23 protein-coding genes and 1 tRNA gene are annotated in these 25409 nt (G+C 68.4%); 9 read left to right on the plus strand and 15 right to left on the minus strand.

What is annotated here, in order from left to right; translation table 11 throughout:
• Positions 1–540 precede the first annotated feature (540 nt).
• From IT306_21370 to kdpF, 6 genes are all read right to left on the minus strand, one after another.
• Positions 541–1296, minus strand: coding sequence for a hypothetical protein (locus IT306_21370; GenBank protein ID MCC7370979.1), 756 nt, complete (start codon positions 1294–1296; stop codon positions 541–543).
• A gap of 130 nt (positions 1297–1426) precedes the next feature.
• The gene (locus tag IT306_21375) at positions 1427–2638 is read right to left on the minus strand and encodes a universal stress protein (GenBank protein ID MCC7370980.1); all 1212 of its coding nucleotides are present in this window, start codon (positions 2636–2638) and stop codon (positions 1427–1429) included.
• 54 nt (positions 2639–2692) lie between these two features.
• Positions 2693–3307, minus strand: coding sequence for a potassium-transporting ATPase subunit KdpC (gene kdpC, locus IT306_21380; protein MCC7370981.1), 615 nt, complete (start codon positions 3305–3307; stop codon positions 2693–2695).
• A gap of 205 nt (positions 3308–3512) precedes the next feature.
• Positions 3513–5753 (minus strand): potassium-transporting ATPase subunit KdpB, encoded by a 2241-nt coding sequence (kdpB, locus tag IT306_21385; GenBank protein MCC7370982.1) that lies wholly within the window; start codon positions 5751–5753, stop codon positions 3513–3515.
• A 109-nt stretch (positions 5754–5862) separates the two neighbouring features.
• A complete protein-coding gene (kdpA, locus tag IT306_21390) occupies positions 5863–7596 on the minus strand; it encodes a potassium-transporting ATPase subunit KdpA (GenBank protein ID MCC7370983.1) in 1734 nt (577 codons plus the stop codon).
• Positions 7597–7680: 84 nt separating this feature from the next.
• The gene (kdpF, locus tag IT306_21395; protein ID MCC7370984.1) at positions 7681–7767 is read right to left on the minus strand and encodes a K(+)-transporting ATPase subunit F; all 87 of its coding nucleotides are present in this window, start codon (positions 7765–7767) and stop codon (positions 7681–7683) included.
• A 426-nt stretch (positions 7768–8193) separates the two neighbouring features.
• On the opposite strand from kdpF, the gene IT306_21400 reads away from it, so the two are divergent.
• Positions 8194–8267: transfer RNA gene (locus tag IT306_21400), tRNA-Pro, on the plus strand.
• Between the two features lie 236 nt (positions 8268–8503).
• On the opposite strand, the gene IT306_21405 is transcribed toward IT306_21400, so the two are convergent.
• Positions 8504–10039 (minus strand): sulfatase-like hydrolase/transferase, encoded by a 1536-nt coding sequence (locus IT306_21405; GenBank protein ID MCC7370985.1) that lies wholly within the window; start codon positions 10037–10039, stop codon positions 8504–8506.
• Positions 10040–10043: 4 nt separating this feature from the next.
• Positions 10044–11357 carry an ROK family transcriptional regulator gene (locus tag IT306_21410; protein MCC7370986.1) on the minus strand — a complete coding sequence of 438 codons (1314 nt, stop codon included), beginning with the start codon at positions 11355–11357 and terminating at the stop codon, positions 10044–10046.
• Between the two features lie 340 nt (positions 11358–11697).
• On the opposite strand from IT306_21410, the gene IT306_21415 reads away from it, so the two are divergent.
• From IT306_21415 to IT306_21430, 4 genes are all read left to right on the plus strand, one after another.
• On the plus strand, positions 11698–12642 hold the full coding sequence (locus IT306_21415) for an ABC transporter permease (GenBank protein MCC7370987.1): 945 nt from the start codon (positions 11698–11700) through the stop codon (positions 12640–12642).
• A 107-nt stretch (positions 12643–12749) separates the two neighbouring features.
• Complete coding sequence (locus IT306_21420; GenBank protein ID MCC7370988.1) at positions 12750–13589, plus strand: ABC transporter permease; 840 nt, start codon at positions 12750–12752, stop codon at positions 13587–13589.
• 309 nt (positions 13590–13898) lie between these two features.
• Positions 13899–15629: an ABC transporter substrate-binding protein gene (locus IT306_21425; GenBank protein ID MCC7370989.1), complete on the plus strand. Its 1731-nt coding sequence runs from the start codon at positions 13899–13901 to the stop codon at positions 15627–15629.
• A gap of 97 nt (positions 15630–15726) precedes the next feature.
• Positions 15727–16638: an NAD(P)-dependent oxidoreductase gene (locus IT306_21430; GenBank protein ID MCC7370990.1), complete on the plus strand. Its 912-nt coding sequence runs from the start codon at positions 15727–15729 to the stop codon at positions 16636–16638.
• Here the strand turns inward: IT306_21430 and IT306_21435 are convergent.
• The 3 genes from IT306_21435 to IT306_21445 all read right to left on the minus strand — a co-directional run bounded on the left by IT306_21435 (position 16586) and on the right by IT306_21445 (position 18158).
• Positions 16586–17020, minus strand: a complete 435-nt coding sequence (locus IT306_21435; protein ID MCC7370991.1) for a substrate-binding domain-containing protein — start codon at positions 17018–17020, stop codon at positions 16586–16588. The genes IT306_21430 and IT306_21435 overlap by 53 nt on opposite strands.
• A 72-nt stretch (positions 17021–17092) precedes the next feature.
• On the minus strand, positions 17093–17269 hold the full coding sequence (locus IT306_21440) for a hypothetical protein (protein ID MCC7370992.1): 177 nt from the start codon (positions 17267–17269) through the stop codon (positions 17093–17095).
• Positions 17270–17402: 133 nt separating this feature from the next.
• The gene (locus IT306_21445) at positions 17403–18158 is read right to left on the minus strand and encodes a hypothetical protein (GenBank protein MCC7370993.1); all 756 of its coding nucleotides are present in this window, start codon (positions 18156–18158) and stop codon (positions 17403–17405) included.
• Between the two features lie 298 nt (positions 18159–18456).
• Here IT306_21445 and IT306_21450 point away from each other — a divergent pair, with 298 nt between their 5' ends.
• The 4 genes from IT306_21450 to IT306_21465 all read left to right on the plus strand — a co-directional run bounded on the left by IT306_21450 (position 18457) and on the right by IT306_21465 (position 21294).
• Positions 18457–19203 carry an SDR family oxidoreductase gene (locus IT306_21450; protein MCC7370994.1) on the plus strand — a complete coding sequence of 249 codons (747 nt, stop codon included), beginning with the start codon at positions 18457–18459 and terminating at the stop codon, positions 19201–19203.
• Positions 19204–19624: 421 nt separating this feature from the next.
• Positions 19625–20245, plus strand: a complete 621-nt coding sequence (locus IT306_21455) for a DNA-3-methyladenine glycosylase (GenBank protein MCC7370995.1) — start codon at positions 19625–19627, stop codon at positions 20243–20245.
• A 184-nt stretch (positions 20246–20429) separates the two neighbouring features.
• Positions 20430–20834, plus strand: a complete 405-nt coding sequence (locus IT306_21460; protein ID MCC7370996.1) for a zinc-ribbon domain containing protein — start codon at positions 20430–20432, stop codon at positions 20832–20834.
• 229 nt (positions 20835–21063) lie between these two features.
• Positions 21064–21294 (plus strand): hypothetical protein, encoded by a 231-nt coding sequence (locus tag IT306_21465; GenBank protein ID MCC7370997.1) that lies wholly within the window; start codon positions 21064–21066, stop codon positions 21292–21294.
• Positions 21295–21443: 149 nt separating this feature from the next.
• On the opposite strand, the gene IT306_21470 is transcribed toward IT306_21465, so the two are convergent.
• The 4 genes from IT306_21470 to IT306_21485 form a co-directional block, all read right to left on the minus strand.
• Complete coding sequence (locus IT306_21470) at positions 21444–21809, minus strand: cupin domain-containing protein (protein MCC7370998.1); 366 nt, start codon at positions 21807–21809, stop codon at positions 21444–21446.
• Positions 21810–22152: 343 nt separating this feature from the next.
• Positions 22153–22677: a gamma carbonic anhydrase family protein gene (locus IT306_21475; GenBank protein ID MCC7370999.1), complete on the minus strand. Its 525-nt coding sequence runs from the start codon at positions 22675–22677 to the stop codon at positions 22153–22155.
• A gap of 13 nt (positions 22678–22690) precedes the next feature.
• Positions 22691–23446, minus strand: coding sequence for a hypothetical protein (locus tag IT306_21480; GenBank protein MCC7371000.1), 756 nt, complete (start codon positions 23444–23446; stop codon positions 22691–22693).
• Between the two features lie 281 nt (positions 23447–23727).
• The gene (locus tag IT306_21485; protein ID MCC7371001.1) at positions 23728–25362 is read right to left on the minus strand and encodes a gamma-glutamyltransferase family protein; all 1635 of its coding nucleotides are present in this window, start codon (positions 25360–25362) and stop codon (positions 23728–23730) included.
• Positions 25363–25409: the final 47 nt, after the last annotated feature.

The raw sequence follows: 25409 nt of genomic DNA on the forward strand, positions 1-25409 counted from the left end.
CGATCAGCCCCTGTTTACGACCGCGTCTGGATCGTGGACCTCGACCTCGCCATGCTTGCGCCGCCGCTTGGCCAGCCCGGTGTGGCACCACGACCGGTCGCGCTGCCAGCTCAAGTCGGCCTCGTGCTCGTCGATCGGCCCAACTGCTTCAGACTCTCCCGCTCGCCGGCCGTCAGGGCGCGCAGCGGATCCTTCCGTCGTCGGCTCATCTCATGCCTCCCAGACCACGGTCTACTCCAACTTGACCGGAATGGCCACTACCACGTCAAGTGACCCACTAGTTCCCGGTGGTCACGCGCAGGGCGATTGCATGTTGATGTCGTCGTGCCGCCGCGTCGGGGCTTGAAAGCCCCGCCTACCATCCTGCAGTCGCTGCGCGACGCTCCAGTCGCACCAGTGCCTGCCGTTCCCGGTGTCCGTCGCGCAGCGACGGCGTGACGGTAGGCGGGGACTTCAGTCCCCGACCGCCCGTTCCATGATGCTTCGGGTACACCAACGAACAGGCAATCGCCCTGCGGTCACCTGCCGGGCGGCGCGAGATCAGAGCGTCTGGTTGGCGATGCTCAGGTGGTAGCGGCTGTACGATTCCAGCCGATGGAGCTGGTCTGCCGAGAGCACCTCGCAAGCCCAGCCCCAGTGGATCGAGACCGTGTCGCCCACGGCCGCCTGCTCCACGAAGCCCCGCCCCTCGATCTGGCGCGTCACGCGCTCCCGGACAGGCGCGCCGAGGGCCAGCTTGCCGGCTTCGAGCAGCAGCGGGACTCGGTCCACCACCAGCTCGCCGCCGTCTACCTCAGCCACCCGGCCCCAGCTCACCCGGCAGTGATCCATCGCGTGCATCGTCTGGCCGAAGTCGCCGACGCGGCTGTGGACGTCCAGCACGTGGAAGCTGTGATGCGGCCGGGCCCCGGCCGGCGCCTTTCCCAGGACGTAGTCACGCATGCGCCCCTGGAGCTGCTTGCCGAAGCGCGCCGCCAGCGAGTCGTACAACTGGCGCACCTCGACGCGATCCAGCAGGCTGTTCCCGATCCAGTACGCGTCCACCACGCGCCCGTCGAACGGGTCCGCGATGCCGTTCGCCCGCGCGATGAGCTGGAGATACGGCAACGCGCCGGTGAACTTTTGAAGGTGCTCCTTCAAGCCGCCGTCCACCACCTGCTCGACGGCGTGATCGAACAGCAGCCGGTTTTCGTCGCCGCCGCAGTAGCGGAGCCGGTTCGGCATGAAACCGTAGCGGATGAAGCGGATCATGCCGGCGAGCGGCGGCTCCGGGACGATCAGCGCGGCCGGGGTCAGCTCGGTGTCCGCGGGTGGCGGGGCGATCAGGCTGTCCGAGGGCGTCATGCGCGCCTCCTGGGAAGCGAATAGCTGCTCTCTACAGTATGCGCGTGCTGCGCCGCTGCTGTCGGGGTCATCCGCCCCGCGTTTACGGTGTCGCCACGCCCTTCGCCGGGGTGCGGTCCGCCACGATGTGCAGATCGACGTGCTGCGCGTGCCTGAGCACGTGGTTGATCACCGAGCCTTTCAGGAGAATCTGAAACCGATTGCGCGCTGACTGCCCAAGGACGAGGTGGTTGACGTTGTGCTCGCGCGCGAACTGTACGAGCGCGTCCCCGATGGCCAGCCGGCTGCCCGCGCCCGACAGCTCGTGAACCTCGATGCCCAGGTCATCTGCGAGCTGCAGGTTGTCCCTGAGCTGCTTCTGCTGGGTCAGGTTGAGCGATGCACGGTCCACGACTGTCACGGCCATGATGCCGCTTGCGCGGAGGCCATGCCCGAGCCGCCAGGCCGTGCGGAGCAGGTCTCGCGCGATGGGACGGTGGTCGATGGCGACCATCACCCGGTCGGACGTCGGCCAGCCGCCGGCGATGCCGTGCGCGCCCATGTACTGCTCGATCTGATCCTGCACCTCCTTGGCGGTGCGGCGCAGCGCCAGCTCACGGAGCGCGCTCAGGTTTCCCACGCGGAAGAAGTTGGTCATGGCGGCGCGGGCGCGTTCTGGCGGGTAGATCCGGCCCTGTTCGAGCCGTTTGCGAAGCGCCTCGGTCGAGATGTCGATCAGCTCGACCTGATCGGCCTCGTCGACGATCCGGTCAGGGATCGTCTCGCGGACCGCGACGCCGGTGATGCTCTCCACCGCCATGTGGAGGCTCTCCAGGTGCTGGATGTTCAGCGTGGCGATGACGTCGATGCCGGCGTCGCGGATCACCTCCACGTCGTGCCAGCGCTTCTCGTGGGGGGAGCCTGGCGCGTTGGTGTGGGCCAGCTCGTCTACGAGGCAGACGGCCGGCTTGCGGGCCAGAATGGCGTCCACGTCCATCTCTTCGACGGCGATCCCACGGTAGGCGACCGTCTTGCGTGGGATCACTTCGAGATCACCTTCACCCACGGCGGCGATGGTCTCGGCCCGCTGATGCGTCTCGACGAAGCCGGCCACCACGTCGATGCCCTCGGCCTTGAGGCGATGGGCGGCCTGGAGCATCGCGTAGGTCTTGCCGACCCCGGGGGCCGCCCCAAGATAGACCGTCAACCGGCCGCGCCGTGGGCGCTCGTCGGCCTTGCACCGTTCGAGGAAGCGCGCGGCGGCCGGGCGCAGCGGTTCGGGCTCGTCCTGGCGCGGCGGCGTGTGAACATCCATCACCGGCCTCCTGCTGCACCCACGATGCCGCCCGCGACCACCTGAGATCGTTTCCTACGGCTTGCCGTACTGTGCGTCCAGTGCCAGGTTCAGCTTGAGGACGTTGATGCGCGGCTCGCCGAGGAACCCGAAGGTGCGGCCCTCGGTGTTCTGCTGAACCAGCGCCGCAACCTCAGCCGGCGCGGCTCCGCGCGCGGCGGCCACCCGGTCGATCTGCAACTGGGCGTTGGCCGGGGTGATGTGCGGGTCCAGCCCGCTGCCGCTCGCCGTGACCGCGTCGACCGGCACGATGGCGTCGTCCGGCAGGCCGTTGGTCTGGCGGTACGCCTTCGCGCGCTCCTCCACAGCGTCGATGAGCTTCTGGTTCGTCGGCCCGAGGTTGGATGCCGTCGTGTTGGCCGCATTGTACGGCCGGTCGTCGCCCGAGTCCGCGTCGACCGTGACCGAGGGGCGGCCGTGGAAGTAGCCGGGCGCGGTGAACTCCTGGCCGATCAGCTCTGACCCGATGATGGCGCCGGAGGCGTCGTAGAGCAGGCTGCCATTCGCCTGATGCGGAAAGATGACCTGGGCGACGCCGGTGATGGCGAGGGGGTAGGCCAGCCCGAGGACGGCGGTCAGGATGACCGTCATCATCAGGGCGGGCCGGATCTGGTGCAGGATCAGCGTCATGATGCTCTCCGGTTCTGGGTTGCAGGTGCCTGGCGTTTTCCCGGGCGCAGGGAACCAGCACCACTCCCGTCATCCCGAGTGGAGTGAGCTTGCGAACGAAGTCGAGGGATCGTCCTCTCTGCCTCAGAGGGGGCAGATCCCTCCACTTCGCTCGTTCCTCGCCGCGGTCGGGATGACACCCCTTCACGTCCAGGGTGGCATTGAGCTACGCGAGGCGCAGCACGGCCAGGAGCACGTCGATGATCTTGATGCCGATGAACGGCACGACGATCCCGCCGACGCCGTAGATCAGCAGGTTGCGCTGCAACAACTGGGCGGCGGGGACGGCCCGGTAGCCGACGCCCCGCAGGGCGAGCGGCACCAGCCCGATGATGATCACGGCGTTGAAGATGACCGCCGAGAGGATCGCGCTCTCGGGCGTGGCGAGGTTCATGACGTTGAGCGCGCCCAGCTCCGGATAGGTCGCCATGAACATGGCCGGGATGATCGCGAAGTACTTGGCGACGTCGTTGGCGACCGAGAACGTAGTGATCGCGCCACGCGTGATCAGCAGCTGCTTGCCGATCATGACGACCTCGATCAGCTTGGTCGGATCGCTGTCGAGATCGACCATGTTGGCGGCCTCTTTGGCGGCCTGGGTGCCGGTGTTCATCGCCAGCCCGACGTCGGCCTGGGCCAGGGCCGGCGCATCGTTGGTGCCGTCGCCGGTCATCGCCACCAGCTTGCCAAGGGCCTGCTCGCCGCGGATGATGTCGATCTTGTTCTCGGGCTTCGCCTCCGCGACGAAGTCGTCGACGCCGGCCTCGCGGGCGATGGTGGCGGCGGTCAGGCGGTTGTCGCCGGTGACCATGACCGTGCGGATGCCCATCCGTCGCAGCTCGTCGAACCGCTCCCGCATGCCCGGCTTGACGGTGTCTTTCAGGTAGACCAGCCCGAGGATGCGCCCGTTCTCGGAGACGGCCAGCGGCGTGCCGCCCTCGCGGGCGATCTGTTCGGCCCTGGTCTGGAGGTCCGCCGGGGCGACGCTCTGGGTGGCGGCCACAATCGAATCGACCGCCCCCTTCATCAAGGCTGTGCCGTTCATCCGCAGGCCGCTCATCCGCGTCTCGGCCGTGAACGGCACCACCTCCGCGCCGGTCGGGACCGCAACAGCCACGCCGCCATCGTTCTGGGAAGCGATGAGTCCCTCACCGCCCGATCTCCCCTCCCGCGTCAGGGCGAGAGGGTGTTCAGCAGCCCTGTCTCCCCCCTCGCCCGTGCACAGGGCCGTGGGGATCGAGGGGGCCCCTGGCAGGGTGGGGCGGGTGGCCGGAGGGGTGAGGGTGGCCGGAGGGGTGAGGGCGTCCCCGGCCACGCCGATTCGGCGCGCCAGCGTGACGATGCTGCGGCCTTCGGGGGTCTCATCGCCCAGGCTGGCGAGATACGCCGCGCGGACCAGCCGCTCGTGCGCCACGCCGCCGACTGGCACGAACTCGTAGGCCATCCGGTTGCCGAAGGTGATGGTGCCGGTCTTGTCCAGCAGCAGCGTATCGACGTCGCCGGCCGCCTCGACCGCACGACCGCTCATCGCCAGCACGTTGAAGCGGGTGACGCGGTCCATCCCGGCGATGCCGATGGCCGAGAGCAGGCCGCCGATGGTCGTCGGGATCAGGCAGACCAGCAGCGCCACCAGGATGACGACGGAGATCGCGCCGCCGGCGTAGATGGCGAACGGCTGCAAGGTCACCACGGCCAGCAGGAAGATGATGGTGAGGCCGGCCAGCAGGATCGACAGCGCGATCTCGTTGGGGGTGCGCTGGCGCTTCGCACCCTCGACCAGCGCGATCATGCGGTCGAGGAACGTCTCACCGGGGTTGCTGGTGATCTGGACCTTGATCCAGTCCGAGATGACCTGGGTGCCGCCCGTCACGGAGGAGGCCACATCTGAGCCCGGCTCCTTGAGGACCGGCGCTGACTCGCCGGTGATCGCCGCCTCGTTCACGTACGCGACGCCTTCGATGACCGTGCCATCTGAGGGGACGAGATCCTCGGCCTCGACGATGACGATGTCGCCCTTCTTCAGGTCCGTGGAGCTGACCGTCTTGAACGAGCCGTCACGCTGGAGCAGCTTCGCCGGCGTGTCGCGGCGGGTGCGGCGGAGGGTATCGGCCTGGGCCTTGCCCCGGGCCTCGGCCATCGCCTCGGCAAAGTTGGCGAAGAGGACGGTGAACCAGAGCCAGGCCGTGATCTGGCCCACGAACAGCAGGTTGATGTCGGAGCGGCCCAGGAGGCCCTGGACAAAGACCAGGGTTGTGAGCACGCTGCCGATCTCGACCACGAACATGACCGGGTTCTTGACCATCTGGCGTGGGTCGAGCTTCGGGAACGACTGGAGCGCCGCCTGCTTGATGAGCTGGCCGTTCCAGGCGCTGACCCCCCGCCGCCGGGTCTGCGCGATCTCTTTCATCGGTGTCTCCAAGGCGCCCGGACCGGGGCGCTCCTCCCCTCTCCTGCGTACAGGCCCCGCGCTGGGACTGGCTGGGGGTGAGGGCCGTTGATGTGCTTGCCGCGGCGGGCTACGACGAGAACGTCTGGCCGGCCAGGAGCTGGAAGTGCTCGACAATCGGGCCGAGCGACAGGGCCGGGAAGAAGGTCAAGGCTCTCATGATCAGGATCACGCCGACCAGCAGCCCGACCCAGACGCCGCCCGTTGTCGGAAATGTCCCGAGGCTCGGCGGCGTCCTGCGCTTGGCGGCGAGCGACCCGGCGATGGCGAGCATCGGCACGATCATCAGGAAGCGCCCGAACAGCATCGCGAGGCCGCCCGTCGTGTTGTAGAAGACGTTGTTCGCGCCGATGCCGGCGAAGGCCGAGCCGTTGTTCGCCGTGGACGAGGTATACAGGTAGAGGATCTCGGAGAAGCCGTGCGCGCCGGGGTTGTTGAGCGTCGCGGTGCCCCACTCCCCAACGGACGCCAGCCCCGTGAAGATGAGGATGCTGGCGGCGAGGATCAGCGAGGCGAGCATCGCCATTTTGACCTCGTAGCTCTCGATCTTCTTGCCGATGTACTCTGGCGTCCGGCCAACCATCAGCCCGGCGATGAAGACGGCCAGAATCGCGAACATCAACATCCCGTACAGACCTGCGCCGACGCCGCCGAAGACGGCCTCGCCAAGCTTCATGTTGACCATCGGGACCAGCCCGGCCAGCGGCATCAGGCTGTCGTGGAAGGCGTTGACAGCCCCGCACGAGGTGGCCGTGGTGATGACGATCCAGAGCGCCGAGAGGGCGACCCCGAAGCGGACTTCCTTGCCCTCCATGTTGCCGCCGGCCTGGAGCGCCGATGCCGTCTGGTCAACGCCCAGTGCGCCGATCAGGGGGTTGCCGCGCTGCTCGATCGTGACGGTCACGGCGAGGCCGACGACCACGATCAGAAAGGACGCGGCCCAGAGCGCCCAGCCCTGGCGGGTGTCCCCGACCATCCGCCCGAACGTGAAGAAGATGGCGGCCGGGATGACGATGATCGCGAAGTTGGTGAGGAGATCCGTCAGCGGGCTGGGGTTCTCGTAAGGGTGGCCCGAGTTGACGTTGAAGAAGCCGCCGCCGTTGGTGCCCAGCTCCTTGATGATCTCCTGGCTGGCGACTGGCCCCCGCGCAATCGTCTGGGTCGCGCCTTCGAGCGTGGTAGCGTCCACGTAGCCGCCGAGCGTCTGGGGCGTCCCCAGCGCGACGAGAACGATGGCGAACACCACGCTGATCGGCAGCAGGATCCAGAGCACCGAGCGCACGAGGTCGACCCAGAAGTTGCCGATGGTGCTCGCGCCGCGGCGGGCGATCCCGCGTACCAGCGCGATGGCGACCGCCATGCCGATGGCGGCCGAGGTGAAGTTGTGGACCGCCAGTCCGACCATCTGGCTGAAGTAGCTCATCGTCGTTTCGCCGACGTAGGACTGCCAGTTGGTGTTGGTCGCGAAGGAGACGGCGGTGTTGAACGCCAGATCGGGCGTGGCGCCGGACAGTTCTTGCGGGTTGTAGGGCAGCAGTCCCTGCGTCCGCAGGATGGCGTAGGTCAGCACGAGGCCGAACAGGTTGAACAGGAGCATGGCGGCGGTGTAGCCGCGCCAGCTCTGCTCCTGCTGCCAATCGACGCCGCTCAGGCGGTAGATGGCCCGCTCGATGGGCGTCAGGATCGGGTCGAGCCAGGTCTGCTCGCCCTGGTACACCCGCGCCATGTAGCCGCCGAGCGGCTTTGTCAGTAGGAGCAGGAGCAGAAAGAAGACGGCAATCTGCACGATTCCGGGGAGTGTCATCACCGTTCATCCATCGCGGCGTCGGGCGGGCCAGGGCGGCCTGGCGCTTCGGACCAGCACCGCCATCGTGCCCCCCGGCAGCAGCTAGAAGCGCTCAGGCTCGAGCAGCGCCCACAACAGATAGACAAGCAGGCCGAGGCTCACCGCGCCGCCAACCATGTTCTCGAACATCGGTCAACCATCCTCCAGCGACCGGCCCAGGTGCAGATGTAGATACAGGTGCAGGTGCAGATACAGGTGTTGTCGAGTCATGCACGTTGCGCTGGCCCTACAGCCGGTCACAGCAGGCGGCGTAGCCGAACGACACGCCGAAGAATCCCAGCACGATCCCGACGAACAGCAGATCCATCATGCGAACACTCCAGGTGCGCCATCGTGCTCGCGCGGCGCGATCCGCGTGGGCTGTGGCCCACCATCCAAGTGTCGGGCCGCTGCCCTAAGCGCTCGCCTAAGGGGCGGACGCGCGCGCTAAGCGTTCGCTAAGCATTCGGCAGCGGCGGCCGGTGCTGGGTGGACGGAGCAGCCCGCTGTTGACGTCGGGCACGCGTTGCGGCGACCCCGGTTCCGTCCGGTATACTGCTGGAGCCGAACGGCAGACGGGGTGTAGCGCAGCCTGGTAGCGCGCTTCGTTCGGGACGAAGAGGCCGGAGGTTCAAGTCCTCTCACCCCGACCTTCTTGGGTGCAACAGGATGTTGCACCCTTTTTCTTCGCCCTGTGTCCATCCCCAACGGACTGCCTTCCCGACAGTGTTCCGAGGGGCGGGTCCACTGCCTACAGCGCCTTGAGGTTGCGAGGCCGAAATGAGGCAGGCGCTGAACCCGTTGGAAGTCTGGCAAGGATGGAGCCAGGAGGAGGCGAGTCTGCCGCCGGAGCTGGGGGTGTGGCAGCAGTGTGCGCTGGCGCTGCTCAGCCTGGGGGTGGCGTCGGCGAAGCACTGCAGACTGGCCCGGCTGCACGGGGTGTTGCCTTCGCCCGCTCGCGAGCCTCGTTCGGGGCCGGCTCGAACTGGTCCGGCGCGGGGGTGTAGGGGATCTTCACACCGGCCGCCAGCACGGCCTCCGGGCCGCCGTGTTCCGCGATCCGGGCCTGCTGGCTCGCCTTGGCGCGGGCGTCGGTGGCGTCTGGGTCACAGATGGCACGAAGCCTTGCCTCGCAGTCAGCACGCGTCTCCGCGAAGCTCGGGTCAGAGGCGAGGTCGTGCGTCTCGCAACGGTCCGCCTCCATGTCAAACAACTGCGGCGGCATGTCGATGTATCGGATGTATTTGTAGCGGCCGGACCGCAGCATGAAGGCCGCGCTCGGAGACAAAATCGCGTGGTACTCGCTGAAGCTGATCCGCTCGCAGTCGTCCTGCTGCGCCAGCCGGAAGATGGACTCGCCCGGCAGATCAGCGTCCTGCGGCGCGAGGTCCGCGCCCACCGCTTCCACGATGCCCGGGAAGCAGTCGACCAGGTTGACGTTTGTGTTCGAGACCTTGCCCTGCGGGATCTCCGGGCCGGCCACGATCAACGGGATGCCGACCGATGCCTCGAGCATCGAGGACTTCCACCACATGCCGTGCTCGCCAAGCTGCTCGCCGTGGTCCGTAGTGTAGATGATGCGCGTGTTCCCAGCTTGCCCTGACGCTTCGAGGGCAGCCAGGATGCGCCCGATGTTGTGGTCCAGGAAGGTGACCATCCCGTAGTACGCCGCGATGGCTCTCCTGATCGAGGCTTCGTCCACCGGCTCGTCGAGCGCCTGGATCTGACGCTGCCACACTTGGAACGGGTGCTGCGACCATTCGGCCTGCTGCCAATGGACCGGCATCGGGACCGCATCCGGGGGGTAGAGGTCAAAGAATTCCCGCGGTGCTCGCAGCGGGAAGTGGGGGTAGGTCAACGAGATGAAGACCGCCCACGGCTTTTCCTGCTGGGCTCCCTCATGCGTCAGGAAGCGGATCCCTTCCTCGGTCGTCGCGCGGTCGTAGCGGGTGTACTCCACCTCGCCCGGACCAGCCTCGAAGATCTGCTTACGGCTGTGCGGCCGGACCGGCATCTGGTCGCGCAGGCAGCCGTAGATGTCCCCGACGCCCTCCAGAACGTGCATCGGCAGCCGCTGATCGTCGAAGCCGCTCGGGTCGTCCGCCTTGCGGTAGTGCAGCTTCCCGATGGTGGTGACCTTGTGGCCCTGCTCGGAGAGGCGCTTCCCCCAGGAGTCGGCCTCGGTCCCGATATAGGGCGTGCCGTTGTCCCAGGACCCGATGGTGTGGGCATAACGGCCCGTCGCGAGCGCGGCCCGCGACGGCACACAGATCGGGGTGGGGCAGTAGGCGTTGCGGAAGCGCGTGCCGCGTGCAGCCAGGGCGTCCAGGTTCGGCGTCTTGACGACGGGGTTGCCGTAGCAGCCCAGGACGCGCGGGCTGTGCTGGTCCGAGTTGATGAACAGGACGTTCGTTGGCCGCATCGAGTCACACCGCCTTTTGCCGAAGCTGAGGGCCGTCCCCGGTGACGGACGCCGCGTCCGACGACTGCCCGCGCGCGGGCAGCTGCAGCGACGGCGCGTAGAACAGGTCGTGCAGGGCCAGCGCCAGCCCGCCGAACAGCCGCAGGTCCGCGTCGAATGCTGAGGGCAGCACCCGGGTGACGCTCTCGGCCGAGCGATAGGCGCGCGCGGCCACGATCTCGCGGACCGTGTCCACGAACGTCGGGCACGCGACCATCACCTCCCCGCCGAGCAGCACCAGGTCGGCGTCCAGCACGCTCATGACGTTCGCGATGCCCTCGCCGAGCCAGCGCGCCGCCTCCTGGACGATCTGGACGGCCGCGGGATCGCCGTCCGCCGCGGCGGCGTACAGTCGCTGGCGCGGGAGCAACTCGGACTCGGCTGCCATCGCGCGCGCCAGCGCCGAGTCGGGCGCCTGCCAGGCCACCTCCCAGGCACGCTCGTCCAGAGCCGTCTCGCTTGCGACCGCGTCGAGGCAGCCCTGGCGGCCACACCGACAGCGCCGGTCCACCCCGGCGATGGTCAGGTGGCCGATCGAGCCGCCATCGCCGTGGGCGCCCCGGTACAACTGTTGATCCGAGACGATCCCGGCCACGATGGTGCTGCCGACGTGGACCAACATGAAGTTGGGCACGCCCTGGCCGATCCCGAACATCATCTCGGCGAGCGCCATCCCGCGACGGCCGCTGTCTACCACCGTAGGCAGTCCGATCGCATCCTGGAGCAGCGACCGCAGCGGGACGTCCCGCCAGCCGATCTCCGGCGACGAGCTCAGCGTCCCCTGGCCGACGTCGACTGGGCCGACGATCCCGATGCCCAGGCCCAGGATGCGCTCCGGGCCGACCCCGGCCCGCTCCAGCAGGCCGGGGACCTCGGCGGCAATCCGTCGGACGACCGAGTTCGGGCCTTGCTCGGCCTGGGTCGAGAAGCGCGCACTGCTGACCAGGCCGCCCCGCAGGTCGCCGACGCCCAGAACGGTCCGCTGCAGGCCGATGTGGCCGCCGACCACCACCCTGCCGCGCGGCTCCAGGTCGATCAGCACCTCGCGCCGGCCGACGCGGGCCGGCCCGGCGCCCGGCTCGGCCACCCCCAGCTCGTGAATCAGCCCGGCCGCGATGAGCTCGCCCACGATCTGGGTGATGGTGGAGGCGGTCAGGCCGGTCTTGCGGCAGAGGGCCCGCCGCGAGAGCGGCCCGGCGCTCAAGACGCCGCGCAGCACCGCCGTCCGGTTCTGGCGCTTCAGGAGGGGCGCGTTGCTGCCGACAGCCGTGAAGCTCACGCAGTTCCTCGTTGATTCATGAAATGAACGAATGACGTTGTGAAGTCGAAACTGCGTGAAGCCTAAACGGACGTCCCGCCGGCAGTCAAGCATGTCGCGGTCCCGCCGTTCCCACGTCAGGAGCGAGTGTCGCTCCTGACGGCTCAGATGCAGTTGACGGTTCGGCGACCCGCCACTATACTGATCCGGGCCGCGCATTGATTCGGTGATCGCATGAATCATACGGTGACCGTCAGGCAAACAGGCGACCGCGTCGGTGCGGGCGGGTTGGTTGAGGCGGGCCGGCTGGCGAAGAACCGAGCCCGCGCGAGACCGGATGATCGACAGGTGAGCGCGTACGATGCTGGCATTCACCCTCAGGCGGCTGGCGCAGGCCATTCCGGTCGTCTTCCTCTCAACGGTCGCGGTCTTCTTGCTGCTGCACCTCGTTCCTGGCGATCCCGCGCTCGCGATCGCAGGCTCGGATGCACGTGAGGATACCCTGGCGGCGATCCGCCACGACATGGGGCTGGACCAGCCGCTCCCCGTCCAGTACCTCCGTTGGATCGGCCGGGTGGTGCAGGGCGACCTGGGCCGGTCGTACACGACGAGGCTGTCCGTGGCCGAGCAGATCTCGCTGCGCATCCCGGCCACGCTGGAGCTCTCGCTGGCAGGCCTCGCCATCGCCCTGCTGATCTCCATCCCCACCGGCGTGCTCGCGGCGATCAAGGAGCGGAGCGTGGCCGACTGGGTCGTCTCCTCGTTCAACGCCTGCGCCATCGCCATTCCGAACTTCTGGTTCGGCATCTTGATGATCCTGCTGTTCGCGCTGGCGCTCGGCTGGCTGCCGGCGAGCGGGCGGGGGGACTATGTTCGCGAGCCGCTGAAGGCGTGGACGTACCTGCTGCTGCCGGCCCTCACCCTGGCCCTGAATCAGGCAGCCGTCCTCTCCCGCTTCGTGAAGTCGTCGGTGCTGGAAGTCCTCCACGACGACTATGTCCGCACCGCCCGCGCGAAGGGCCTGCGCGAGCGGCTGGTCATCCAGCGACACGTGCTCGCAAATGCGCTTGTCCCGGTGGCAACGGTCCTCGGCATCCAGTTCGGGCGACTGCTCGGCGGGGCCATCGTGGTGGAATCCGTCTTCGCCTGGCCGGGCGTCGGCCGGCTGATCCTCCAGAGCATCGGCAGCCGGGACTACTCCACGGTGCAAGGTGTGCTGCTGCTCCTGGTGCTGGTGTTCGTCATCGTAAACCTGCTGACGGACCTCACGTACGGGCTCCTCGATCCCCGGATCAGGCTCTCATGAGGGGTGGGGAACTGATGCGCGAGCCGACAGCCTCGACGTCCGCCACACTCCCATCGGCCGGCGCGGCCTCGGCAAGCCGCCCGGCGGCTCGATCGTCGCGCGGTCCAATCACCCAGGCGTTGCTGCGGACGCTGCGCAATCGGATGGGAGCATTCGGGATGGGGATCCTGCTGCTGCTCGTCGTGATGGCGGCCGGCGCACCGCTGCTCTCGCCGTACCACCCGAACTCGCAGCACGACGGCGACGAGCTGGTCGGGCCGGGCCAGCGGGGCTACGTGCTCGGGACGGATGAGCTCGGCCGCGACATCCTGAGCCGGGTGATCTGGGGCGCGAGGGTGTCGCTGTTGGTCGGGCTGATCGCGGTCGCCATCGGGGCCGGCATCGGGGTCCCGACGGGCCTCGCGGCCGGGTATTTCGGCGGCTGGCTGGACAGCGTCGTCATGCGGCTCTGGGATGCGTTGCTGGCGTTCCCCGGCATCCTGACCGGCATCGCGGTGGTGACGGTTCTCGGACCGGGCGCGCTCAACGTGGCGATCGCGCTCGCCATCGTCAACATCCCGGAGTTCTCACGACTGACCCGCGCGTGCGTCCTGCGGGAGCGGGAGCGAGATTACATCCTGGCGGCGCGGTGCCTCGGTGGCAGCGACCGGCGGCTGATAGCGCTCCATCTCGTGCCGAACTGCCTGCCGCCGCTGCTGGTCCAGTTGAGCCTCTCGATGGGCTTCGCGGTGCTTCTGGAGGCGTCGCTCTCATTCCTGGGGCTGGGGACCCAGGCTCCCGACCCTTCCTGGGGCAGCATGCTCAACGACAGCCGGACCTTCCTCCGGCAGGCCCCGTGGTACGGGGTCTTCCCGGGCGTGGCGCTCGCCATCCTCCTGATCGGGCTCAACTACCTTTCGGACGCGCTCCGGCTGGCGCTGGACCCGCGCCGGATCAACACCACCTAGTGGGTCACGCTGTATTCGATTGAACCCACCCCCCGATCCCCTCCCTCATCAACTCTGGAGCCTCTCGGCTTGCGCCGCCTCTCCGGGTCACGCGGGAGAGGGGGAGCCGGATCAGCAAAGCCGACCATCCTCAAGCAATTCGGGCGTGGCCCGCTGGCATCACCATCTGACCGTCACATCTGACCAAGATACCTGAAGGGGCATTCACGCACGGTTGGCGGCTGGACCGCCGAATGTAGCCGACACGCAGCAGCACGCGGCAACGCGGCCGCACCCGGAGAGTCGCTCTCCGGAGGACGGAGGGGTCTCATGGGATCGTTCGGGCGCCGGCCCATCTCACGTCGAATGGTGATCCAGGCTGCCCTTGGCGGGGTGGCGACATCGCTGTTGGCCGCCTGTTCGCCGGGCGCCCCGCCGCCGCCATCCAAGCCGGCGGAGTCCAAGCCGGCGGAGTCCAAGCCGGCGGAGGCTGCCAAGCCGGCTCAGCAGGCACCGGCCGCGACCCAGCCCGTCGCCGCCGCCGCCAAGCCCGGCGAGGCCAGCGCGCCCAAGCCGACAGAGGCCGCCAAGCCAGCAGCGGACGCCAAGCCGGCCGGCCAGCCCAAGAAGGGCGGCAAGCTGGTCATGGCGCAGGTGGGCGATAACAGCAACCTCGAGCCGTTCGTCCAGCAGCCGACCGCCACCATCTACCTGACTAACCTGTTCAGCACGCCGGTCCGCTATGACACCGAGATCAAGGCGAACCCGCAGCTTGCCGAGTCCTGGCAGGTGGCCCAGGACGGCAGGAGCATCACCCTCAAGGTCCGCCCCGGCGTCAAGTTCAGCAACGGCAAGGAAGTCACCTCTGAAGATTTCAACTTCTCGGTGGAGCGGGCCAAGGACCCGAAGGTCGGCTCGCTGTTCCGGCCGCAGGCGATGCTGGTCACCAAGACCGAGGCGCCCGACAAGTCCACCGCTATCTGGCGGTTCGACGCGCCGTTTCCGGCCATCGTGGACCTGCTGGCCCGCCAGTTCATCGTTTCCAAGGAGACGATCGATCTGGACAATTGGAAGCAGCGGCTGATCGGGACCGGCCCGTTCACCTGGGAGGAGTGGCAGCCGGGCGAGCGGGCGCTCTGGAAGCGGAACGCCAACTACTACGAGACGGACCTGCCGTACCTGGACGAGGTCGAAGTCCGGAGCTTCGGGGACGCCAACACGATGGCCGCGAATCTCGAATCGGGCCAGGTTGACGTGATCGCGCGGCTCCCGATGACCGAGGTCGCTCGCCTGAAGTCGAACAGCAACCTCAAGGTGTTTCAGGCGCCGGTCCGCCTCTTCTACGACGTGCTCCTCCAGTCCATCTCGGCGCCGTTCGAGAACAAGCTGCTGCGGCAGGCGATCAACTGGGGCATCGACCGCGAGCGCTTCGTCAGGACCACGCTGGTGGGGCTGGCATCGGCCACCTCACAGCCGTTGCCGTCCCACTCCTGGGCGTGGTTCCCAGAATTGGACAAGACCTACTCCTTCAACCTGGACAAGGCCAAGGAGCTGATGACGCAGGCCGGCTACCCGAATGGCCTGGAGGTCCAGTGCCTGACCTGCACGGCCCGCCAGAAGGAGCTCACGGCGCTGGCTCAGATCATGGCCGCTGACCTTGAGAAGATCGGCATCAAGCTGAAGATCGAGGACGTCGAGCCGGCCGTCTACGACAAGCGGCACCTGGCCGGCGAGTTCCAGATGGCGATCCACAACTACGGGCGGGCCAACCTCGATCCGAGCACGCTGTTCCGAGGGGCCGCCGCCTGGCACGCCGGTACCGGCATGACCAAGTTCGACGCGCCCGAGTATCGCAAGCTGATGGAAGACGCCGAGGCCAGCTACGACCAGAACGAGCGCAAGCCGAAGTACAAGGCGATGATCCAGTACATCCAGGATCAGTCGTTCGTGATCCCGGTCTCGCCCAATCCCGAGTTCTACATCATGCGCTCGCGGGTCCAGGGGTTCACCACGGACGGCGAGTCGAACGTCTCGCTGCGGCAGGTCTGGGTCGATGGGTAGAACGTGAGCTCGCCGGGCGCCCGCACCGCCATCGTCTTTGACCGGGTGCCTGGCACGGCACCGTCAGCACCGCGCATCCCACGGTAACGGAGTACCTATGACAGCGGCAAAGCGAACTATCGGCTATATCGGGCTGGGCATGATGGGCGGCGGCATGGCGAGCCATCTCGCGAAGTCGGGCTACCCGATCACCGTCTTCGACCTGAACGACACGGCGGTCGAGGCCGTCATGGAGTTTGGCGCCGAGCGGGGCGCATCGCCGGCCGACGTGGCCGCCCGCTCCGAGATCGTGGTGAGCAGCCTGCCAAACCCGGCCATCGTGGAGGCCGTGGCTCTCGGCGAGGATGGCATCATCCACGGCGCGAAGGCCGGCGCCGTCTACATCGACATGAGCAGCATCGAGCCGCACACGACCCGCCGCGTGGGCGAGGCGCTCAAGGCGCGCGGCGTGGACATGCTGGACGTGCCGGTCGGGAAGGGGCCGCCGTCCGCCGCGAAGGGCGACCTGACGCTGATGGTGGGCGGCGACCCGGCCGTGGTGGAGCGGGTCGCGGACGTGCTGGACACGCTCGGCTCGAAGCGGTTCTACTGCGGACCGCTCGGCGCCGGCGTCACCACCAAGCTGGTCAACAATCTCGTCTCGACGGCGATCTGCGCCCTGACCGGCGAGGGGATGGCGATCGGGGCGGCGGCCGGGCTCGATCCCGAGGTGCTCGTCGCCGTGATGGCGAACACGGCCGCGAACAGCAATCATCTCGGGAACGCGATCACCCACCGGGTGTTGACCGGCGACTTCTCGCCCACCTTCAAGCTTTCGCTGGCGCACAAGGATCTCGGGTTGGCGACGGCGCTGGCGGCCTCGCTCCGGGTGCCCAGCCTGATGGGCGCGGCGGCGTATCAGCTTCACGCGCTCGCGCTGGGAGCCGGCCTCGGCGACGAGGACCAGAGCGCCACTATCAAAGTGCTGGAGGCCTGCACCGGCACGCCGGCCCGGAAAGCGAAGGGGTAGGGATCGCCGCGTCGCTCTTGGGGCTGGAGGTGCTGGGGGCTGACGGCGGCGCCGTCGATTCCCGCTCGACGAGCCGCATCGGCAGGACGATCTCCTGGCCGCGCTGCTCCGTGGCGCCATCAAGCAGCGAGAACAGCAGATCGATGGCGATGCGCCCCTGCTCGCGGGCCGGGATCTCGACCTGTGTCATCCACGGTGCGCTGGCGTCCAGGTACTCGCCGGCGCCAGTCCCGATCAGCCCGAAGCGCCGGCGCTCGGCGTCGGGCAGCCGGTTCACCACCGAGAGCATGCCCAGCGTGTGCAGCCAGGACGACGCGAACACGGCCGTTGGCGGTGCCAGCGAGCTGGAGCTTACCCACCAGCCCGCAGTCGCACCCGACATCGGCGAGTCGGCGGGTCACGAGCCGCTCGGTGTCTGGGCAGGTCGTGTCGCCGTTGCAGCGGGCGCGGGCTGCTACCGCCCTCGGCGCTTGCGGTTGTGATCCGCCATCGTCTTCGCCAGCGTGGCCTGCCAGAGCCGTGCCCGGAAGACCTCTTCCTGCACGATGTTCTCCTGCGGCATGCGGTGCTGCTCCGTGGCCGTCTGGGCACGGTAGAGCGCTGCAACTCGGGCGATCGGCGTCGTACTCATCTCACCTACATCATCGACGCCCACAGCAGCGCGCTGAAGGTTTCCCGTTTTCGAGATTCCGGACGGGACAGGACCGGACCACACCGACGTGGGCCGGGCAGACCTCGCGTCAGCCCTGCTTCAGCGCCCCGCGTCAGCCGCCGGCCACCGTGAACGGCAGCGTTCGCGACAGTTGCCCATCCAGCAGGATGTCTACCCTGTACATGCCGCGCGGGAGGCGACCGGCCGTCGGCTCCAGCGTGAAGTCGATGTTGCGCGAGCCTTCGACGCGCGCCTCCGTCGCGGTCAGCACCGTGTTGGGCGGGGTCTCGCCGTGCGCGTCCACGGCCACCCAGAGTGCCTTGACCACGGACCCGGCCGGCAGGTTCTGGATGGTGATGACGGCGTGGAAAATCGGCTGGTCGGCGGCGAAATCGCTGACGACGCCGCGCGGCTCATAGCGGTCCCCGAAGGTGCTGAGCGCCGTGACCGCGTTGCCGATGCCCGGCGGCTGCGTCATCAGGAAGACGTGCTCACGCCAGTCTCGGGGCGAGCGCGCAAACGACCGCTCGACACTGGCCGACTTCAGCACGATCACCAGTTTCTCGACCTCGTCGATGCGCGGAAAGCACTCAAGGGTGAACGCGGCGACGTCGCCGGCTGCCTGCTCGTCGGTCGCGGCGGCCGGCGGTCGATCCAGCGTCACGGTCAGCGTGTCCTTGCGGACCCCGTTCACGCTGTTGAACGTGACGGTGACGCCGACCCCCGTGTACCCCTGCCCGCCGAGCTGGCGGGAGAGCATCGCGGACTCGACGTACGCGCCCGGCAGGCCACAGGCAGCCATAGATGCCCCCAGCGATGCGAGGAGCAACGCGAGGGCGACGATCAGGCCGCGCCGTCGATCAGCCATTGAGCCCCCCAGCTCTGGCTCGGGCTGCCCCGCGCGCCGGTGCGTCTGCCAGGACGCCAATCGGCACGGGTGTTGGTCGATCGAGAGACCGCCAGTATAGGACATTCCAGGGGCATTCCCGGAAACCTGTTGCTGCAGACGGGCGCGATGGTGGCTGGCGGGCGCGGCGCGCGGCTACCCTTGAGCGTTCAGCGGAGCTTTGACACGGTACGGGAAACCGTCCGAGCGAGCGTGGCTCGCGTGCGCGTGCAGGCAGTGAGGCTCGCACCAGGACCACCGACGGAATGGAGTGTGTGTGATGGATCTGAAGGGGAAGGTCGCTATCGTCACGGGCGGCGGCACTGGCATGGGCAAGGCGATCTCGACGCTGCTCGGCGCGGCGGGCGTCAACGTCATCGTCAACTACTCGCGGTCCGAGGCTGATGCCGTCGCGACGGCCGAGGAGCTGACGAAGGGCGAGGTCAAGGCGTTGCCGATCCGGGCGGACGTCTCGAACGCGGCAGACGTGGCGGCGATGGTCGAGCAGGCTGAGCGCGAGTTTGGCCGGCTGGACTTCCTGGTCAACAACGCGGGCTACACCCAGTTCGTCCCGATGAACGACCTCGACGGCATGCCCGAAGAGGAGTGGGACAAGATCATGGACGTCAACGTCAAGGGGATCTGGCTCTGCTCGAAGGCGGTCGCCCCGGCGATGCGGCGCTCCGGCGGCGGCGCGATCTGCAACGTGGCGTCCATCGCAGGCCTCAAGGTGGCCGGCAGCAGCATGGCCTACGCCGTCTCGAAGGCCGCCGCGATCCACCTGACGAAGTGCCTGGCGCTGGCGCTGGCCCCGGACATCCGGGTCAACGCGGTGGCCCCAGGCCTCGTCGTGACGCGCTGGTGGGCGCACGCCAGCGAGGAGCGGCTGGCCCAGATCACGGATGGCCTGCCGCTCAAGCGGTCCGTCTCGCCGGAGCAGGTCGCCACCACCATGTTCGAGCTGCTGACGAACGAGGCGGTGACGGGACAGACGGTGGCGCTGGACTCGGGAGCGCTGCTGCCATAAGGGGAGGGCGTCAGGCAATGGTGAGCGACGCGCACCCCACCCTGTCATCCTGAGCGCAGCGAAGGACCTCACCCGCTGACGCGAGCGTTGACGGTCAGCGGGTGGGGTGCCGGGTGGCACTCGACGCGTGACGCGAGTGCTGCTGGTCAGCGGGTGGGGTGCCGGGTGACACTCGACGCGTGATGCGGGCGTGACGGTCAGCGGGTGGGGTGCCGGGTGACACTCGGCGGGTGATGCGGGCGTGACGGTCAGCGGGTGAGGTGCCGGGTGGCACTCGACGGGTGATGCGGGCTTGACGGTCAGCGGGTGAGGTCCTTCGCTGCGCTCAGGACGACAACTGGAAGTTGCAGCTTTTCCCCTATCCCTATCCCTATCCCGATCCCTGGGATCCACCTCGTTCTGCCTGTCTGAGGGTGCGTGCATGAGCGCGAACAGCGAGCGGCTTCCGCGTGCATTCTACGCCCGTCCGACCCTGGAGGTTGCCCCGGATCTGCTCGGCCTGTGGCTCGTCCACGAGCTGCCGGGCGGCTGCCGCTCGGGCCGGATCGTCGAGGTGGAGGCGTACGGTGGGCTGGACGATCTCGCCAGCCACGCCTCGAAGGGCCAGACCGCCCGCACACGCGTGATGTACGGGCCGCCAGGGCACGCCTACGTCTACCTGATCTACGGGATGTATCACTGCTTCAACGTGGTGGCGCACGCCGACGGCGAGGCCGGCGCGGTGTTGATCCGCGCCCTGGAGCCGGACGCTGGGCTGCTCGAGGGCACCAACGGTCCGGGCCGCCTGGGCCGGGCACTGGGGATCGACCGGACGCTGAACGGCCTCGACCTGACAGCCGAGACGACGGGGCCGCTCTGGCTGGAGCGCCGCAACAGTGCACCCCTCGGCCAGGTTCACAGGTCGGCGCGCATCAACGTCGAGTACGCCGGCGCCTGGGCAGCGCTCCCGTGGCGCTTCTACCTCCCCGAGAGCCGGCATGTCTCGGTGCGCCCCCGGCGGCCCCCCCGGGCATCTGGACCGACCCACCCGGCAGATGCCTGACAGCCGTTTGCGACGAAAACGCCGGGGCGTGTGTGGGGCGTCGGATATACTCATGGTGCTGGTTCGTTTCGCCGGTCCGCCCTCGGGCTGGGCGGCTGCAGGCGGTGGTCATGCACCGCTGTTGCGTCCCCTCGTCGTCTCGCGCTGACGGAACCGCCAAGCCACTGTCCCTGGGGTGTCAGCGTTGAGTTACGCAGACCGCGCGATAACGTGCCGCGATTGCGGCCAGTCCTTTGTTTTTACTGCCGGCGAGCAGGAGTTTTTCGCCTCGAAGGGGTTCGACAGCCCGCCGTCGAGGTGCGCCGATTGCCGGGCCGCCCGTAAGGCCAGCCGCAACGACTCGGGTGGCGGGTACGGCGGCGGCTACAGCTCGGGCGGGTACAGCTCTGGAGGGTACAGTTCCGGCGACTCGTACGGTGGCGGCGGGTACGGCCGCTCCGAGCGCACCATGTACACGGCCCTTTGCTCCGAGTGCGGCCAGGAGGCCCGCGTCCCGTTCCAGCCGCGCGGCGACCGACCGGTCTACTGCTCGGACTGCTTCTCCCGCCAGCGGGGTGGCTCCAGCGGGTCGAGCCGCGCCTACCGCTAAATCGTTCATCGAGGCCGGGCCGAAGAGGCCCGGCTTTTTTCGTTGCCGACCCGGCGTCTCCGCGCCGACGCTTCTGGCGCGTCGCGGACCGCCCGGACCGGCGTCACGCACCGCGCACAGCACCAGCGCTCGACAAGCGAGAGGAGACCATGTGCCAAAACGCTCGAATCGCCGCCCAGTTCGCCGTCGCCCCCAGGACCGCACCGAAGATCTGATCGCGCAGAATCGCATGCTCGACAGCATGGCGCGCAGCATGATGGGCGGGAAGTCCGCCGAGCAGCTGCGGTCGGAGCTGTACGACCGCGAGCTGCTGCTGGCCGAGGCTGACCGGGCCGCCCAGTTGGACCCGAGCGGTCAGAACCTTGCCCAGTTCCGCGCGGCACGAACGCAAGTGGATGCCGCTCGACGGGCCGTCGAGCTTGCGGCCAACGCCGAGCAGATGGGGCCTGCCGACGCCTGAGCAGATGGGGCCTGCCGACGCCTGAGCAGCCTTCGCCAAGGCACCAGTGCAGAAGCATGGCACGTTATAGGGAATCGTGGGGGCGTGTCTGCCCCCAGGACATCCGCCAGCACCTTGCCTGGAACCGCGCCGGCAGCCCGCCGCCTCGCCTACTCCTCGATCTGCGTCGTCGTGCTGCCCTTGGCCTGGATCGTGATGTGCGCCATCGAGGTTGCGCCGGGCGCGCCGTGCCAGTGATCCTCGCCGGCCGGGATCAGCACCACGTCGCCAGCGGAGACGGTGCGTTCTTCGCTGTTCGTCGCCACCACGCCGGTGCCCTCGGTGATAAGCAGGATCTGGTCACTGGTGTGACGGTGCATCTTGTTCCGCGAGCCCGACGCGAAGCTGACCACCCCGAAGTTCATGTTCGTCATCTCATCGGGGGCGAACGGCGTCTGGCGGCTGACGTCGCCACCGGTGAACAGCGGTGTGTTGACGGCTTCGCTCGGCAGCTCGCTCAGCTTGACGACCTTCATAGGACACCTCCCAGCATCGTTGCTCGTCGAGGGGCATGGTCGTCCATCCGGCGGGGCGACGGCAACGTAGCGCGGCGGCGCGACAGGGCGATTGCATGATGAGCGCGTCATGCAGCGTCGTCGGGGCTTGAAAGCCCCGCCTACCATCCTGCAGTCGCTTCGCGACGCTCCAGGCTCACCAGCCCCTGCCGTTCCCGGCGTCCGTCGCGCAGCGACGGCATGACTGTAGGCGGGGGTTTCAACCCCCGACTGCCCGTCTTGCCACGTTCTGGGAACACCGGCGCACACGCAATCGCCCTGGGCGGCGCGAGCCGAGGAACGGATACCTGGGGTCGGGCGGCGGCTACCAGCCGCGCCCGATCCCCTGGCGGTACTCGCGCGCCAGCCGCATGTACCCTTTGCAGGTCTGCTCGATGCGCTCGCGCTCGGGCGGGCGCACCTCGCGAGCGATGCGCCCCGCATCTCCGACGACGAGCGAGCCGGCCGGCACCACCGTCCCCGGCGGGACGATGGCGTTGGCGGCGATGATGCAACCGTCGCCGATGACGCAGCCCGGCATGACGGTGGCGTTCATGGCGACGAGGACGTGCTCGCCAACCTGGGAGCTGTGGACCTTCGCGGCGTGCCCGAGGCTGGTGTAGCTGCCCAGGCTGCACGGCTGGCCGGGCTGGCTGTCCACAACGGAGTTGTCCTGGATGTCCACGCCCACGCCGAGCGTGACCAGCGCACCCGCGCCGCGCACCACGCTGCTGAACCAGACGCTGGAGTGCTCGGCCATGCGCACCGCGCCGCTGACCTCGGCGTTCGGCGCGATGAACACGTCATCGGCAAGCTCCGGCGTCTGGCCGCCAGCAGCCTGAACAGGCATCGTTCCTCCTGGCCTAGCTGTTGACCTTGTCGTCCTTGTGCTGGGCCACGAAGTCGCGGCCAGCGCCGAGGATCAGCGACTGCAGATCCATCGTCACGCTCATGTCGCCGCCAGCCTTCTTGCCGGCCTTGCGGGCACGGGCGTCGATCTCGGCGGTCAGGCGCACGCGCTCCGGGTGGTCCGGCTGGCCGGGGAACCCGAGCGAGGCTGCGAAGTCGTTCGGGCCGCCGGCGATGTAGGTCAGACCCTTCACCGCGATGATCTCGTCCAGGTTGTCGTACGCCTTCTTGGACTCGATCTGCGCGCTGACGATCATGTTGGCGTTCGCCCACTTCGCGAACCCGAGCTTGCCCTCCGGGAACCGCGAGAAGATCTCGGCGTCCTCGTTGAAGAGGGTGCCGCGACCGCCGCCCCACGAGCGCCAGCCATCTGGCGGGAAGAGGCAGGCGTCCGCCAGCTTCTGGGCATCCGCGCCGCTCTCGACGTGCGGGCCGAGGATGCCCTGCAACCCACGGTCCAGCCAGAGGTTGATCTGCCACGAATCGATGCTCGGGACGCGCGCCGTCACCGACATGCCGTAGCCGTGCGCCACCCGGGTGATCAGCTCGACCTCGTTCGGGTTGAACGAGCCGTGCTCGCCGTCGAGGTTGACGGCGTCGAAGCCGATGCGGGCGGCCAGCTCGATGGCCTCGGTTGACGGGAACGTCAGCGAGAGCACGAGCGCCTTCAACCCCTGGCGATTCTTCTTCAGAATCGAGTTCTCAATCATCGAGGAATCCCCTCCTTCGCGAGTAGGCAGTATGCAGTAGGCGGTAGGCAGTGGGAGGTAGCGACAGGTGACATCGCGGGACTGTCGTCGCGACCGAAGCGAGGCACGAGCGGAGTGGAGGGAGCTTTCCCCGTGTACACGTCGAACCAACGGGGAAGATCCCTCGGCTTCGTTCGCAGGCTCACTGCGCTCGGGATGACGGAGCAAACATCAACTGCAGCTGGTGGAATGCTGATGTTTGCTCTTGAGTCCACTGCCTGCCGCATAGTCAATCAGTACGCTCAGTACGCTGCCGCGCAGCCGTCTGCGCGCTTGTCCGAGCCGGCCACGTAGCCGCCTCCGGGCAGCTTCCAGATGATCTGGCCCCGGCCGTACGAGCCGTCCGACATGACCTGCACGTCATGGCCGCGCCCCCGCAGCCCCGCGACGATCTCCGGCGAAGTCTCCGGCTCGACGGCCACCGTCATGCCGCCATCCCAGCGCCAGCGCGGCGCGTCCAGCGAGGCCTGCGGGTTCATGCCGTAGTCCACCGTGTTGATGACCATCTGCATGTGCCCCTGGGCCTGCATGAAGCCGCCCATCACGCCGAACGGCCCGACCGCCTCGCCTTCCTTCAGCAGGAAGCCGGGGATGATGGTGTGGTAGGGCCGCTTGCGGGGGGCCAGCTGGTTCGGGTGGCCGTCCGCCAGCGTGAAGCCGTACCCCCGGTTGTGAAGCGAGATGCCGGCGCCGGGCACCACCACGCCCGAGCCGAAGCCCTGGTAGTTCGACTGGATGTAGCTGACCATCATGCCGTCAGCATCGGCGGCGCAGAGGTAGACGGTGCCGCCCGCCTTCGGCTTGCCGGCCGTCGGCGTGATGGCCCGCTGGCCGATCAGCGAGCCGCGCTGCGAGGCATACTCCTTGTCGAGCAGCCCCGAGACGGGCACCTGAACGTGATCCATGTCGGCCACGTAGGCCTGCGCGTCGGTCAGGCTGAGCTTCAGCGCCTCGATCTGGAGGTGGTACGCCTCCAGCGACTCGCGCGGCAGGCTGCCCAGGTCGAACCCCTCGGCGATGTTCAGGCCGATCAGCGCGGCGATGCCCTGGCCGTTCGGCGGGATCTCCGCGACCTCGTAGCCGCGATAGGTGGTGCGGATCGGCTCGACCCAGGTGCTGGTGTGCGCGGCCAGATCGTCCACCGTCATCGGGCCGCCCGTCGCCTTCGAGAACGCGGCGATCTTCTCGGCCAGGGCGCCCTCGTAGAACGACTTCGAGCCCGTCACTCCGATCTCTTCGAGCGTCGAGGCGTGACCCTCGCTGCTCCAGCGCTCGCCGGCGCCCGGGTGGCGGCCGTTCGGCGCGAACGTCTCGAACCAGCCGGCGAACTCGGGTGCGGTCAGGCCAGCGTAGGTCTTGGTGGCCGCCGTATTCCAGGCCCGCGCGATGATCGGCGAGACGAAGTAGCCGTAGCGGGCGTACTGCACGGCTGGCTCGAACAGCTTCGCGAACGGCAGCTTGCCGAAACGAGCGTGCAGGTCGGCCCAGGCGCGCGGCGCGCCTGGGACGGTGATCGGCCACCAGCCGCGGTTGGGCATCTCGGCGTGGCCGGCCGCGCGCACGGCCTGCGGTGTCGTGGCGGCCGGCGCCCGCCCCGAGCCGTTGATGCCGTGCAGCTTCGAGCCGTCCCAGACCAGCGAGAAGACGTCGCCGCCGATGCCGTTCGAGCACGGCTCCAGCACCGTCAGCGCGATGGCCGTCGCCAGGGCGGCGTCCACGGCGCTGCCGCCCTGCTGGAGCATCGAGAGGCCGGCCTGCGCCGCGAGCGGCTGGCTCGTGGCCACGACGCCGTTGACCGCCATCACGGGGCTGCGCTGCGAGGTGTACGGGACACCTTGAAGGTCCGTCGTCACGGTCGGTCGAGTCGTGGTGGTCATCGTGTGGTGCTCCTCGCGTGCCGTGCTGGCTGCTGTTGGCGGCAGTG

The sequence above is a fragment of the Chloroflexota bacterium genome (genome assembly GCA_020850535.1).
Taxonomy (GTDB): domain Bacteria; phylum Chloroflexota; class UBA6077; order UBA6077; family JACCZL01; genus JADZEM01.

Bases quoted from the DNA above. Each gene is read 5' to 3' on its own strand.
- IT306_21375 (MCC7370980.1), bottom strand. From the start codon at position 2,638: ATGGATGTTCACACGCCGCCGCGCCAGGACGAGCCCGAACCGCTGCGC.
- kdpC (MCC7370981.1), bottom strand. From the start codon at position 3,307: ATGACGCTGATCCTGCACCAGATCCGGCCCGCCCTGATGATGACGGTC.
- kdpB (MCC7370982.1), bottom strand. From the start codon at position 5,753: ATGAAAGAGATCGCGCAGACCCGGCGGCGGGGGGTCAGCGCCTGGAAC.
- kdpA (MCC7370983.1), bottom strand. From the start codon at position 7,596: ATGACACTCCCCGGAATCGTGCAGATTGCCGTCTTCTTTCTGCTCCTG.
- kdpF (MCC7370984.1), bottom strand. From the start codon at position 7,767: ATGTTCGAGAACATGGTTGGCGGCGCGGTGAGCCTCGGCCTGCTTGTC.
- IT306_21405 (MCC7370985.1), bottom strand. From the start codon at position 10,039: ATGCGGCCAACGAACGTCCTGTTCATCAACTCGGACCAGCACAGCCCG.
- IT306_21415 (MCC7370987.1), top strand. From the start codon at position 11,698: ATGCTGGCATTCACCCTCAGGCGGCTGGCGCAGGCCATTCCGGTCGTC.
- IT306_21425 (MCC7370989.1), top strand. From the start codon at position 13,899: ATGGGATCGTTCGGGCGCCGGCCCATCTCACGTCGAATGGTGATCCAG.
- IT306_21430 (MCC7370990.1), top strand. From the start codon at position 15,727: ATGACAGCGGCAAAGCGAACTATCGGCTATATCGGGCTGGGCATGATG.
- IT306_21435 (MCC7370991.1), bottom strand. From the start codon at position 17,020: ATGTCGGGTGCGACTGCGGGCTGGTGGGTAAGCTCCAGCTCGCTGGCA.
- IT306_21440 (MCC7370992.1), bottom strand. From the start codon at position 17,269: ATGAGTACGACGCCGATCGCCCGAGTTGCAGCGCTCTACCGTGCCCAG.
- IT306_21445 (MCC7370993.1), bottom strand. From the start codon at position 18,158: ATGGCTGATCGACGGCGCGGCCTGATCGTCGCCCTCGCGTTGCTCCTC.
- IT306_21450 (MCC7370994.1), top strand. From the start codon at position 18,457: ATGGATCTGAAGGGGAAGGTCGCTATCGTCACGGGCGGCGGCACTGGC.
- IT306_21455 (MCC7370995.1), top strand. From the start codon at position 19,625: ATGAGCGCGAACAGCGAGCGGCTTCCGCGTGCATTCTACGCCCGTCCG.
- IT306_21465 (MCC7370997.1), top strand. From the start codon at position 21,064: ATGCTCGACAGCATGGCGCGCAGCATGATGGGCGGGAAGTCCGCCGAG.
- IT306_21470 (MCC7370998.1), bottom strand. From the start codon at position 21,809: ATGAAGGTCGTCAAGCTGAGCGAGCTGCCGAGCGAAGCCGTCAACACA.
- IT306_21475 (MCC7370999.1), bottom strand. From the start codon at position 22,677: ATGCCTGTTCAGGCTGCTGGCGGCCAGACGCCGGAGCTTGCCGATGAC.
- IT306_21480 (MCC7371000.1), bottom strand. From the start codon at position 23,446: ATGATTGAGAACTCGATTCTGAAGAAGAATCGCCAGGGGTTGAAGGCG.
- IT306_21485 (MCC7371001.1), bottom strand. From the start codon at position 25,362: ATGACCACCACGACTCGACCGACCGTGACGACGGACCTTCAAGGTGTC.